Genomic DNA, 12,840 nt, shown 5'->3' on the forward strand with positions numbered 1-12,840 from the left:
GTGGCTCCCTCGGTTCAGAAGATTTCGAACAGGCCAGCCGCGCCCATGCCGCCGCCCACGCACATCGATACCACACCCCATTGGGCCTTGCGGCGACGGCCCTCCTGCAGCAGGTGACCGGCCATGCGCGTGCCGCTCACGCCAAATGGGTGGCCAATGGCGATCGCGCCGCCGTTCACGTTGAGGCGCTCCAGCGGAATGCCAAGCTTCTTCTGGCAATACAGCGCCTGCGAGGCGAAGGCCTCGTTGATCTCCCAGAGGTCGATATCCTCGATCTTCAAACCGAAGCGCTTGAGCAGCTTGGGGATCGCGAACACCGGGCCGATGCCCATTTCATCAGGCTCGCAACCCGCCACCGCCAAGCCACGGAACGCGCCCATGGCCTGCAGGCCACGGCGCTCGGCCTCGAGCGCATTCATCATCACCACGGCGGCCGAACCATCCGCGAGCTGCGACGCATTGCCTGCGGTGACGAACTGGTCATCGCCGCGCACCGGCTTGAGCGCGGTGAGGCTTTCAAGCGTCGTGTCCACACGATTGCAGGTATCGAGCGCCACCTCCACCGCCTTGCGCGACGCGGCCTTGGTGGTCTTGTCGATCACCTCCATCTCGGTCTTCACGCGGATGATCTCGTCGGCGAACACGCCGGACTGCTGCGCCTTCGCGATCAACTGCTGGCTGCGCAGCGAGAACGCGTCCTGCTCCTCGCGCGTTACGCCGTAGCGCGCAGCGACGATGTCGGCGGTCTCGATCATCGGCATGTACATGGCAGGCTGGTGGCGCATCAGCCATTCGTCCTGGTCTTTGGCGATGTCCTCGGGCGAGCGCACAAAGCTGCGCGTGCCGGTCACGCTCTCCACACCGCCCGCGATGGCGACATCGACTTCGTCGGTAAGAATGCGCCCCGCCAGCATCGCGATGGCCTGCAGGCCCGACGAGCAGAAGCGATTGATGGTGGCGCCGCTCACCGTCACAGGCAGGCCCGCGCGCACCGCAGTCAGCCGCGCGATGTTGCCGCCGTTGCGGCCATAGGGGTTGGCGCAGCCGAGCACCACGTCGTCCACCGCGTCGCCTTCCACGCCCGCGCGCTCCACCGCCGCAGCAATCGACAGCGCACCCAGTTCGGGGCCGGACAACAGATTGAATTCTCCGCGCAGCGCCTTCGTGAATGGCGTGCGGGCATAGGAAACGATGACGGCTTCACGCATGGCGACTCCTTCGGAAGAAAGTGAAAAAATCAGTTGTCGAGTTGGATATTGGCTTTGCGTGCGATTGCTGCGTAAGCCGACACATCGCGCTCAATCAGCGCCTGGAACTGCGCAGGCGTGCTGCCTACCGGGCCAAAGCCCAGCACGTTCAGGCGCTTGGCGAATTCCGGGCTGTGCACTGCCTTGGCAACCTCGGCCGACATACGGTCGACGATGTCCTTGGGCGTCTTCGCAGGCGCGACCAGACCGATCCACGAGCCCTGCACGATCTCGGGATAGCCGGACTCGGCCATGGTCGGAATGTCGGGCGCACATTCGCAGCGCTGGGGCGCACTCACGGCCAACGCCTTGAGCTTGCCCGCCTTCACATGCGGCATGCCGCCTGTTGCGGGGTCGAAGATATAGTCCACAAGTCCGGCCATCAAATCGGGCATGACCTGCGCGCTGCCGTTGTAGGCCACATGGTTGCCCTTGATTCCGGAGGCCATCGAGAACATCTCGCCGAGCAGATGGCCTGTGGAACCCGGGCCGGTCGAGGCATAGCTGATCGGTTTGGTCTTGGCCCACGTGACGTAGTCCTTGAGGTTGTTCGCGGGCGTCGAGGCGCTGGTGAACATGAACAGCGGAATGTTGACCATGTGGCTCACCGGCGCGAAGTCCGTGGGCTTGTAGGGCAGCTTCTTGTTGAGCACCTGGTTGGTGGTGTAGGCCGCCGGAATCACGCCGAAGGTGTAGCCGTCGGGTGCGGAGCGCGCGAGCTGCGCGGTCGACACCTGCGTGTTCGCGCCGGGCTTGTTCTCGATGATGATCGACTGCCCCATCGACTTGCCGACGATCTCCATCAGCATGCGTGTGACGTTGTCGACCGGCCCGCCCGCCACATAGGGCACAAGCACCTTGACCGGCTTGGCTGGCCATTCCGCCGCGAGCACGCTGCCGCTCGCCAGTCCGCAGATACCGAGGACAAGGGCCGCAATCACCACACGGCGCGCTGTGGTCCGTTGTGTTGTCCGTTGATTCATTTGCTTTGCCATGACAAGTCTCCTCTCCAAAAGATGCGTTGAATGAAGCAATGCACGGGATGTGAGGTCAGGCCTGGTCGGTGGACGTCGCCAGTTGAATGCGCAGCTCGCGCTTCAACACCTTGCCCGATGGATTGCGCGGCAGCGCTTCGCAGATCACCAACCGCTTGGGCGTCTTGAAGCCGCCGAGCTTGCCGCTGCAATGCGTGCGCAGTTCGTCGAGCGTGAGCGATGTGCCGGGCTTGAGGACCACGGCGGCGGTCACGCATTCGCCCCATTGCGCATCGGGCAGGCCGATGGCCGCGACCTCGGCGACCTGCGGCAGTTCACAGACCACGCGCTCGACCTCAGACGAGGCGATGTTTTCGCCGCCGCTGATGATCATGTCCTTCTTGCGGTCGGTGAGGTACAGAAAGCCGTCCGCATCGAGATACCCCACATCGCCCGAGCGGAACCAGTCGCCAATGAAACAGGCGCGCGTCTTCGCCTCATCGCGCCAGTAACCGCGTGTAACCTTGGGGCCGCGCAGGCAGACCTCGCCCTGCTCGCCCGAGGGCAACGGGTTACCGTCGTCGTCCAGAATCGCGAGCTCGACATGGGCGAGCGCACGACCGGTGGAGCCGATCTTCTCGATCTCGCGGCCGGCCACCATCATGGTGTCGCCCGAGCAGGTTTCGGTCAGGCCGTATGCATCCACATAGCGCGCGTTGGTGAACAGCCCGGTGAATTCGCGGATGCGTTCCTCGGGCGTGCGCTCACCACCGCCGATCAACCAGCGAAAGCTGCCAAGGTCGTGTTGTGCGCGGCCTGGATGGCTCAGGCAACGGTTGAGCATCACTGGCGCCATCCAGCCGCCGGTCACCTGCTCGCTGGCAATCAGCGAGAGCGCGCGGTCGGTGTCGAAGTCGCGCTCGAGCACCAGCGCGCCGCCCGCCATCCACAGCGCAATACCGGGCAGGTCGTAGGCCCCCACGTGGTAGAGCGGCCCCACCACCAGCAACTTGTCGGTCTTGCCAAGGCCGAGCGCAGTGATGTGATCGAGACACTTCCAGGCCATGTTGCCGTAGGTGTGCATCACGCCCTTGGGGCGATCCGTCGTGCCGCTGGTGTACATCAGGCGGTAGAGATCATCGGGCCGCGATGGGTGCTGCGGCACGTCGGCCAACTGCTCGCCCGCAGAAAGCACACCGCTGTCGTTCTGCGCCGCTTCGTTCACCCAGATGGTCTGCAGCGCATCGGGCACCGAGGCACGCAGTTCCTCATCGGCCAGCAGCAGGCGCACGCCCGCATGCCCGGCGATGTAGTCCACCTCGTCCTTTCCGAGCCGGTAGTTCACCGGCAGGAACACCGCGCCAATGTGGCTGATGGCGAGCGACAGCTCAAGAAACGCGGCGCTGTTCTTCATGAGCAGCGCGACCACATCGCCCGCCCGCATGCCGCGCGCCGCCAGCAGCGCGGCTGCGCGCTCCACACGCTGCTGCAACTGCGCATAGCTCAGGCGCTGGCCGCCGTACACCAAGGCCAGCCGTTCGGGCTCGGTGCGCGCCCACCAGGCCACACTGGCACTGACTGACACCATTTTTCGTCTCCTTGAATCGTTGTTTCGATGGCCGTGCTCAATAACCCTTAGGCATCTTGAGTTCGTGGTTGGCCACGTAGTTCAGGATCATTTCTTCCGAGACCGGCGCAAAGCGGAACAGACGGCAGTCGCGCCACAGTCGCTCGACGTGGAATTCCTTGGCGTAGCCCATGCCGCCCATGGTCTGCATCGCGCGCTCGGTGGCCTTGGCGACAGCCTGCGCGGCGATCAGCTTGGCGGCGTTGGCCTCGTTGCTGTAGGGAAGATCCATGTCGAAATTGGTCGCGGCCTTGTAGTTCAACAGGCGCGCGGATTCGACCTCCACATGGCATTGCGCGAGTGGAAACTGCAGACCTTGGTAGCTGCTGATCGGCTTGTCGCCGAACACCTTGCGGTCGTTGGCATAGTCCACGGCCAGCTTGATCGCGAGCTCGCCCGTGCCCACCAGTCCGGCGGTGGTCACCATGCGCTCGGTGTTGAGCACATCAAGTAGTTCGCGCCAACCCTTGTGCAGCGTGCCGATCAGCTCGTCAGGCTCGATACGCACGTTGTCGAAGAACACGCTGCTCGAATCGAGCGTGCAGGTGCCCAGCTTATCGATGGGCGTGTGCGAGAGGCCTTCGCGCTTCACATCGATCATGAACATGGTGAGACCATCGGTGCGCGAGGTGGAATCCTGCAACTTCTTGGTGCGTGCGATCACCAGCATCTTGTCGGCGGATTCGACGCCGGTGATCCAGATCTTGCGGCCGTTCAGGCGCCAGCCATCACCATCCTGCGTGGCAAAGCTTTTTATCTCCAGCGTGTTGGTGCCCGCATCGGGCTCGGTCAGCGCCATGCAGAAGTTCATCTCGCCGCTGATGATCTTGGGCAGCAGCTCCTTCTTCATCTTCTCGTTGCCGAAGCGCGAGATCGACACGCCGCCGAAGATCGGGTTGATCATGAACAGCTGCCCGACCGTGGAGCCGCCGCCGGTCGCCGCGAGCGATTCGACAATCAGCGCCATCTCCATCATGCCGAGGCCACTGCCGCCGTGCTCTTCGGGTAAGGCCACGCCGCAGAGGCCAGCGTCGCAGACGGCCTTCCAGTACTCGGTGGGGAAGGACTTTTCCGCGTCCTTCTTGCGCCAGTATTCCAGCCCGAAACTCTCGCCGATCTGGCGAGCCGTTTCAATCATCATGCGCTGTTCGTCGTTGAGTCGGAAGTCCATGCTGTGCTCCGTTTAATCTGCTTGTTCGTTCGTGTGATCGTTCGTCTGGGCGTCGATACTCATTCGGCCTGGATGCCGGCGGTCTTGGCGAGCGCCTTCCAGCGCTCGATTTCCTTGGCGAGGAAGGCCTGCGACTGCGCTGGCGTGTCGCCCACGCCTTCCAGTCCTTCGTTGCTCAGCCACTTGCGCATGTCGTCGGATTGCAGAATCGTCACCATCTCCTGGTTGAGCTTCTGCACGATGGCGGCGGGTGTCTTGGCGGGCACGTACATGCCGTACCAGACGGCCGTGTCGAAGCCCGGCACACCGCCCTCGGCCACGGTCGGCATCTGCGGCCAGAGATTGGTGTGCTGCGCAGTGGTCACTGCAATCGCGCGCATTTTTCCGGCTTCGGCGTATTTCTTGGCGGTGGCCAGCGGGTCGATGACCATCTGGATCTCGTCACTCATCAGCGCCGTGAGCGAGGCGCTCGCGCCCTTGTACGGCACATGCGTGATGGGTGCCTTGGCGGCGGCCTTGAAGTATTCCGACGCGAAATGCACCGAGGTGCCGATGCCAGGCGTGCCGTAGTTCACCTTGCCGGGGTTCGCCTTGGCGTAGGCGATCAGCTCGGGCACCGTCTTGACCGGCAGGCTGTTGCTCACCAGCAGCGCGAAAGGCCCGCGCACCACCGTGGTCACGGCCACGAGGTCCTTGGTCACGTCATACGGCAGCTTGGCTTTGATGCCCGGTTCGGTCGCGATGGCGCCGCTGTGCAGCAGGATGGTCGTGCCGTCGGCGTCGCCGCGCACCGTCGCGTCGGTGCCGATGGTGCCGCCCGCGCCAGCCTTGTTGTCAACGATCACCTGACGGCCCATCTGCTCGCCGAGCTTCTGAGCGAGCTTGCGGGCCAGAATGTCCGAGGTGCCACCCGCCGAGTACGGCACGATGATACGCATCTGCTTGCCCGCCGGGATGGCGGGCGTGGTCTGCGCATTGACCGGAGCGGTCACGGCGGTCATGGCGCTCATCGCGGCCATGGCCGCCACCACCAGAGTCAGTCGGCGTGTGAACTTGAATTGCATGTTTGTCTCCTGATGAATTTCTGTTGTTCCGTTGTCAGATATGGATGGCCCTGCCGTAGGCGGCCAGCACCGCCTCGTGCATGGATTCGGAGAGCGTGGGATGCGGGAATACCGTCTCCATCAGCTCGGCTTCTGTGGCCTCCAGCGTGCCCGCGAGCACAAAGCCGTGGATCAGCTCCGTCGCCTCGGGCCCTACCAGATGCGCGCCCAGCAGCTCGCCGGTCGCGTCGTCGAACACGGTCTTGATGAAGCCCGCCGCTTCGTCGATGGCAATCGCCTTGCCATTGCCCTCAAGCGGAAACTTGCCCACGCGAACCTTCGCGCCGCTGGCACGCGCCAGCGCCTCGGTCAGTCCCACGCTCGCGCTTTGCGGATGGCTGTAGACGCAGGCGGGGATCAGCGCGTGCGACTGCTTGCCGCTGCGCTGACCAGCGATGTGCTCCACGCATTCGATGCCCTCGTGGCTGGCCTTGTGCGCGAGCATCGGCGCACCGGCCACGTCGCCGATGGCGAAGACGCCGGGCTCGGCTGTCTGTCCCCAATCACCGGTCTGGATGCAGCCGCGATCCACCGCGACGCGGGTCTTGTCGAGGCCAAAACCTTCGGTGTTGCCGACCAGTCCAATGGCGACGAGCACGCAATCCGCATCGAGCTGGTGCTTTGCAGCGCCCTGCTCCACCTGCAGCTCGACACCGTTTGCGCCCACCTTGGCATCGACAAGCCGCGCGTCAGTCATGAAGCGGATGCCCTCCTTGGCCATCGCCGCCTGCACAAAGGCGCTCACGTCCTCATCACCCGCAGGCAGCGCGCGCGGCGCGGCCTCGATGACGGTGACCTTGGAGCCGAGCGCGGCATAGAAGCTCGCGAACTCCATGCCAATGGCGCCTGCGCCGATCACGGCCAATGTGGCTGGCACTTGCTTAGCAGAAAGCGCATCGCGATAACCCCAGACACGCTTGCCGTCAAACGGCAGCATCGGCAATTCACGGGCTCGCGCGCCGGTCGCGATGAGGGTGTTCTTCGCCTTGATGGATTGCTTCGCGCCCTGTGCGTCTGTCAACTCGATCACGCCTTGGCCCGCCAGTTGTGCCGAGCCCATGAACACCGTCACGCCCGCCTTCTTGAGCAGATGGGCGACGCCTCGATTGAGCCGTTGCGATACCTGGCGCGAGCGCGCCATGACCTTGGTGAAATCGACCGTGGGCTCACCCACCGTGATGCCGAGTGCATCGGCGTGGCTGATGCGGCGCAGCGTGTCGGCCGTGTGCAGCAGCGCCTTCGTTGGAATGCAACCCCAGTTCAGGCAGATGCCACCGAGGTTTTCGCGCTCGACCAGCGCGGTACGCAGTTGGAGCTGTGCGGCCCGGATAGCGGCCACATAGCCGCCGGGGCCGCCGCCGATGACGACGACGTCGAACTCGTTGGGAGTTTTGGATTCTGTGACCATCATTGCACCAACAATCCCGCAGGTTGCGACAGCGCCTGCACGATGCGCTTGAGGAACTTCAGCGCCGTGACGCCATCGAGCACGCGGTGGTCGGCCGACAGCACCATGCCCATTTCGCGGCGGATCACGGGCTGGCCGTTCGCGTCGGGGCGGAACAGCTCGCGCACGCTGCCCACGCCCAGAATCATGGCCTGGCCGGGATTGATGATGGAGGCCATATAGGTCACGTCATGCATGCCCGCGTTGGACACGGTGATCGCGCCGCCCTGCATTTCTGCGGCGCTCAAGCGGCCCGCCTGCACCCGACCGATCAGCTCGGCAGACTGCCTTGCGACCACGCCAAGGCTCTGCTGGCCCACCGCACGCAGCACCGGTACCATCAGGCCCTTGTCGCTGTTCACCGCCATGCCGACATCGGACGCGCCGAGGCTCAGAATGCCTTGATCGGTCCACACGCGATTCACCTCGGGCATGGCATCGAGCGCCTGCCCGACTGCCGCGAGCACGAAATGGTTGAGCGTAAGTTTCTGGCGGGTTTGCGCCGCGTTCATCTGTTGGCGCAACTGCATGAGCGCGCTGACCTCGGCCTCGACCGACAGATAGAAATGCGGAATCTGCTGCTTGGCCTGCGTGAGGCGCTGGGCAATCGTGCGCTCCAGGCCGCTGGGCTCGCGCAACGTGCCTGCGGCCTGCGCCGGTGCCGTCTGTTGCGTCACCGTTTGCGGTTTGGATTCGCTTGCGGACAGCACATCACGCGCACGGATTCGCCCGCGCGGGCCGGAGCCCGACACCGCGGCCAGATCAACACCCTTCTGCTGCGCGATGCGGCGCGCCAAGGGCGTCACTGGAACACGCTGTCCCGCTGGAACTGCAGCCACAGCAGGAGCGGAAATGACTTGTGCTGCGGGCTTGGTATCAACAGGCACCGCCGGAGCAACCGCCACCGGCGCGGCGACGCCCTCGCCCGCCACGCCGTCATCCCAGTAGCCGATCACCGCGCCGCAGGGCAGCGTTGCGCCAACTTCAGCCACGGATTCGAGCATCACGCCGTCGGCTTCCGCGCCGATCTCGTTCGCAGCCTTTTCGGACTCGACCACGAAGATGCTCTGCCCGGCCTTGAAGGCCTCGCCGGGCTTGACCATCCATTCGACCAGCGTGCCTTCCGTCATCGTCAGGCCCAGTTTGGGCACCAGGAGTTCGCGTCGCATGGCTTACTTTCCTGTGAACTGCGCGGGGCGCTTTTCGAGGAAGGCGCTGCAGCCTTCATGCGCATCCTTGCTGTCGAGCACCAGACCGATGATGGCCTGCTCGTGCGCAAGCGCTGCGCCCAGCGGCATCTCCGCGCCATCACGCAGCGAGCGCTTGAGCAGCTTCAAGGTCAGCGGCGACTTCTGCGCAATCTGATCGGCGAGCTTCATGGTCTCGTCCATCAGCGATTCGCGCGGCACGGTGCGGTTGCACAGGCCCAGATCGACGGCCTCGGCGGCGGTGATTTGGTTGCCGGTGAACATCAGCTCCTTGGCGCGGCACAGCGGCACCTGGCGGATGATGCGCTGCGAACCGCCCGCGCCGGGGAACAGGCCGAGGTTGATTTCGGGAAGGCCGAGTTTGGCCTCCGCGGCCACTAGACGCAGGTCCAGCGTGAGCAGCAGTTCGGTGCCTCCGCCGAGCGCCCAGCCGTTGATCGCGCCGATGGTCGGCTTGTCGCAGATCTCGAAGCGGCGGAACACGCGGTGGATCACCTCGGCAAATTCCTCGTAGTGCGCAAGGCCCTGGCGACTGTTGAGATCGGCGATATCGCCGCCCGCCACAAAGGCCTTGTCGCCTGCGCCGGTGATGACGATCACGCGCACGCTGGCATCCTTTTCCAGATCGGTCAGCGCGGATTCGAGCGCCAGCAGCGTAGGCACGTTCAGCGCGTTGAGCGTCTTGGGGCGGTTGATGGTCAGCACGCCCACGGCGCCACGGCGTTCGCAGAGGATGGGGTTTTGTTCGTCGGACATGATGTGTTCTCCTGAATCTGTTGTCTGCTGTACGGCTGTTCTGTTGTTCCTGTCAGGCCAGCGTCTTGCGCACGGCGTCTTTCACGCGATCTGCGGTGACGACGTAGCCCTTCTCCAGCGAGCTGGCGAACGGCGCAGGCATGAACGGCGCGGCCACGCGCAGCACCGGCGCATCCAGCTCGTCAAAGCCCTCGTCGGCGATGGTCGCGACGATTTCGGCACCCACACCGAAGGCCTGTACGGCCTCATGCACCACCACCGCACGGTGGGTACGTGACAGAGATTCGAGCACCGCCGCCTTGTCCCACGGCTGGATGGAGCGCAGATCGAGCACCTCTGCCTCGACGCCTTCCGTCGCCAATTCCTCGGCCGCCTTCAGACAGATGCCAACGGTCGCTCCGTAGGTCACCAGCGTCACGTCGCGGCCCTCGCGGGCGATCCGCGCCTCGCCGATGCGCACGGTCTGCGCGGTGTCGACCTGGCCCTTCTGCGCATACATGGCCTTGTGTTCGATGAACATCACCGGATCGGGATCGGCAATCGCCGCGCGCAGCAGGCTGTAGGCGTCCTGCGGGTTCGAGGGGCACACGACCTTGAGGCCGGGGACGTGCGCCAGCCAGGCCTCGAGACACTGCGAGTGCTGCGGCCCGGCGCTCAGGCCACCGCCGTGTGGCGTGCGCAGCACCATCGGCACGGAGCCCTGCCCGCCGAACATGTAGCGTGCCTTGGCGGCCTGATTGACCAGCGCATCCATGGACAGCGTGATGAAGTCCATGAACATGATCTCGACCACGGGTTTGAGCCCCGTGAGCGCCGCGCCCACGGCCGCCGAGGTAATCGACGACTCCGATATCGGCGTGTCGATCACGCGCTCCTCGCCGAACTGCTCCAGCAGCCCACGCGTGGCCTTGAACGAGCCACCCGCGTGCGCCACGTCTTCGCCCATCACGATCACGCTGGCGTCCTCGGCCATGCTGTCGGCGAGGGCCTTGGTGACGGCGTTCACATACCGCATTTCCGTCGTGCCGTTCATGCGCGTGCCTCCTGCTTTCCTGTTTGTGTGTAGACATCGCGGATTGCGTCCTCGGGCCGTGGCAGCGCATCGGCGCGTGCGGCCTCGGTCGCGGCTTCCACCTCGGCGTGGATGGCCTGGTCGATGGCGGCGGTATCCACGCCCGCTTCCTGCAGCAGCTTGCGCGCGGCGGTCAGCGGATCGTGCTCATGCACGGATTCGAGTTCGCCCGCGTCACGGTACTTCTGCGCGTCGCCTTCAAAGTGACCGCGCACCCGCGTCGTGCTGCACTCGAGTACATAGGGGCCTTTGCCCGCGCGCAGCTGATCGGTGGCGATGCGGGTGGCTTCGGCGACCGCCTGCACATCATTGCCATCGACCTGCGCATACGTCACCGAGAACGCCTCGGCGAGCTTTTCGAGCTTGGCAGCGAACTGGCGCGAGGTGGGCGAAAACTCCGACCAGCCGTTGTTCTCGCAGACCAGCAGCAGCGGCGTCTTCCAGAGCGACGCCATGTTCAGCGTCTCGTGCAGCACGCCCTCGGCCATCGCGCCGTCGCCGAAGAAGGCCACGGCCACGCCCCCGGTCTTGCGCGCCTTGTGCGCCATCGCGGAGCCCAGCGCAATCGGAATGCCCGCGCCAACGATGCCGTTCGCACCGAGAATGCCAAGGCTCAAATCGGCCACGTGCATCGAGCCGCCACGGCCCTTGCACAGGCCTCCTTCGCGGCCCATGATCTCCTTCATGAAGCCGGTCACATCCATGCCGCGCGCCAGCACATGGCCGTGGCCACGGTGGGTGGTGGCAAGCGAATCCTGCTTCAGCAGCGCACTCGCCACACCAGCTGCGACGCCCTCCTGGCCGATGCTCAGGTGGATGAAGCCCGGCACCTCACCATTGGCGAAAAGCCGCGTGAGGGCCGTCTCCACATGGCGGATCAGGCTCATCGTGCGGTAGAGCGCGGAGAGCGCCTCCACATCGAACGAAGCCGCCGCCGAATTTTCAGCTTTCTTCTTGTCAACTGACATTGCGCTCTCCTCCAGTTGCGTTGTCCTGTTCATTCAGGTGAAAGCTGCCGACGATGCGGTCCACGCTGTCGTCACCCCGCACCCACACATTCCACTGCCCGGGCTGCTCGGCATTGGCCTCGCCGCCCGCAGTCACCGTGTCGCCGATGAAGACCGGCTTCACGAAGCGCACGTCGAGCGCCACATCGGCCAGCGCCGCACCGCCGAAATTGCGCGCGATGCACTGGAAGATCAGGCAGAGCGACATGGTTCCGTGGGCAATCTGGCGGCCCATCGGCGTTGTGGCCGCAAATTCGGCGTCCACATGCAATGGGTTGAAATCGTTGGTGAGTTCGCCGTAGGTCTGGATGGAGTCGGCAGTCACCAACAGGCTGCAGGTCTGCAGCGTCGAGCCCAAGCTCGAGGATGAATGAGGTTTCTGGTTCATGGTCATGCCGCCCAGATCAGGGAGAGTTGCGCTTCGAACAGCGCGCGGCCGTCGATGCCTGAGCCCGTCACCTGCAGCTCCACATATTTGCGTTCACGGCGCACTTCCTTACTCAGACAGCGCACCGCGATGTGCATGGCTTCACCCGGTTGGGGCAGATGACGCATCTGTAGCCGCTGGCGGGCGTGCATGTTGCCCGGCGGGCGCGGTGTCACCAGGTTCAGGTAGCCGCGCATCATGTTGATCACGGCCATGCTCGCAGCTTCCGCGCCGCTGCCGACCGAGCCGCCAAACAGCGATTGCCAGCGCGCGGCCTGCATCGCGTCGTAGACCTCATCGCGCTCGCCCATCAGGGCACCGGGCACGAAGTCGTCGAACAGAATGGGTTTCGTGGTTTCCGCAGCGCTCATTTCGATGTCTCCAGAATCGCCTCGACGATCGGCAGCGCCATGCCCTGCACGTCCTTGAAGCCGATGCGCACGCGCGAGCCAATTTCGAGCGCGCCCTGCTGCACGGCAGGCAAGGCGTTGGCCATCACGCGAAAGCCCTCGTCCAGATCGACGATGGCGATCACATACGGCACCATGTCCTTGAACACCGGCAGCGGCGCGCGGTGCACGGTGGTGAAGGTCAGCACCGTGCCTTCGCGGCGCGAGGCGTTCCATTGCAGATCGCTGCTCTGGCACTGGTCGCACAGCGAGCGCGGAATGCACTGCACATGGCCGCAATTCGCGCAGCGCTGATAACGCAGTTCGCCTTGCGCGCAGCCGTCCCAATACGCCTTGGTCTGGGCGTTGGCGCGGGGCAGCGGATAGTTGGTGGTCATGTTCAAACTCATGC

Annotated in this window: 13 protein-coding genes; all 13 read right to left on the minus strand. The window is 64.6% G+C overall.

From position 1 onward, the window contains the following. Window positions 1-14: 14 nt before the first annotated feature. Genes G7047_RS11095 through G7047_RS11155 form a run of 13 tightly spaced genes read right to left on the minus strand, consistent with a single transcriptional unit; the run spans window position 15 to window position 12,838 of the window. Window positions 15-1,208 (minus strand): acetyl-CoA C-acyltransferase, encoded by a 1,194-nt coding sequence (locus G7047_RS11095; RefSeq protein WP_166304955.1) that lies wholly within the window; start codon window positions 1,206-1,208, stop codon window positions 15-17. 29 nt (window positions 1,209-1,237) lie between these two features. Continuing rightward, entirely contained in the window at window positions 1,238-2,242 is a 1,005-nt protein-coding gene (locus G7047_RS11100; RefSeq protein ID WP_240939453.1) for a tripartite tricarboxylate transporter substrate binding protein, read from the minus strand. A gap of 55 nt (window positions 2,243-2,297) precedes the next feature. Beyond that, window positions 2,298-3,809, minus strand: coding sequence for an AMP-binding protein (locus G7047_RS11105; protein WP_166304958.1), 1,512 nt, complete (start codon window positions 3,807-3,809; stop codon window positions 2,298-2,300). A 37-nt stretch (window positions 3,810-3,846) separates the two neighbouring features. Further along, a complete protein-coding gene (locus G7047_RS11110; RefSeq protein WP_166304961.1) occupies window positions 3,847-5,019 on the minus strand; it encodes an acyl-CoA dehydrogenase family protein in 1,173 nt (390 codons plus the stop codon). A 59-nt stretch (window positions 5,020-5,078) separates the two neighbouring features. Next, a complete protein-coding gene (locus G7047_RS11115) occupies window positions 5,079-6,083 on the minus strand; it encodes a tripartite tricarboxylate transporter substrate binding protein (RefSeq protein ID WP_166304964.1) in 1,005 nt (334 codons plus the stop codon). 34 nt (window positions 6,084-6,117) lie between these two features. Beyond that, window positions 6,118-7,533, minus strand: coding sequence for a dihydrolipoyl dehydrogenase (gene lpdA / locus G7047_RS11120; protein WP_205904768.1), 1,416 nt, complete (start codon window positions 7,531-7,533; stop codon window positions 6,118-6,120). Beyond that, entirely contained in the window at window positions 7,530-8,738 is a 1,209-nt protein-coding gene (locus G7047_RS11125; protein ID WP_166304981.1) for a dihydrolipoamide acetyltransferase family protein, read from the minus strand. Before G7047_RS11125 ends, lpdA begins: the two co-directional genes overlap by 4 nt. A 3-nt stretch (window positions 8,739-8,741) precedes the next feature. Continuing rightward, window positions 8,742-9,533 (minus strand): enoyl-CoA hydratase/isomerase family protein, encoded by a 792-nt coding sequence (locus G7047_RS11130; protein ID WP_166304984.1) that lies wholly within the window; start codon window positions 9,531-9,533, stop codon window positions 8,742-8,744. A 52-nt stretch (window positions 9,534-9,585) separates the two neighbouring features. Beyond that, window positions 9,586-10,566, minus strand: coding sequence for an alpha-ketoacid dehydrogenase subunit beta (locus G7047_RS11135; protein WP_166304987.1), 981 nt, complete (start codon window positions 10,564-10,566; stop codon window positions 9,586-9,588). Then, window positions 10,563-11,573 carry a thiamine pyrophosphate-dependent dehydrogenase E1 component subunit alpha gene (locus tag G7047_RS11140; RefSeq protein WP_371813862.1) on the minus strand — a complete coding sequence of 337 codons (1,011 nt, stop codon included), beginning with the start codon at window positions 11,571-11,573 and terminating at the stop codon, window positions 10,563-10,565. Before G7047_RS11140 ends, G7047_RS11135 begins: the two co-directional genes overlap by 4 nt. Further along, window positions 11,563-12,000 (minus strand): MaoC family dehydratase, encoded by a 438-nt coding sequence (locus G7047_RS11145; RefSeq protein WP_166304995.1) that lies wholly within the window; start codon window positions 11,998-12,000, stop codon window positions 11,563-11,565. The genes G7047_RS11140 and G7047_RS11145 overlap by 11 nt, the downstream gene beginning before the upstream one ends. 2 nt (window positions 12,001-12,002) lie before the next feature. After that, a complete protein-coding gene (locus G7047_RS11150) occupies window positions 12,003-12,410 on the minus strand; it encodes a hypothetical protein (protein WP_166304999.1) in 408 nt (135 codons plus the stop codon). Then, on the minus strand, window positions 12,407-12,838 hold the full coding sequence (locus G7047_RS11155; RefSeq protein WP_240939454.1) for a Zn-ribbon domain-containing OB-fold protein: 432 nt from the start codon (window positions 12,836-12,838) through the stop codon (window positions 12,407-12,409). The genes G7047_RS11150 and G7047_RS11155 overlap by 4 nt, the downstream gene beginning before the upstream one ends. Window positions 12,839-12,840: the final 2 nt, after the last annotated feature.

Source organism: Diaphorobacter sp. HDW4A, from assembly GCF_011305995.1.
In the GTDB taxonomy this organism is placed as follows: Bacteria; Pseudomonadota; Gammaproteobacteria; order Burkholderiales; family Burkholderiaceae_C; genus Diaphorobacter_A.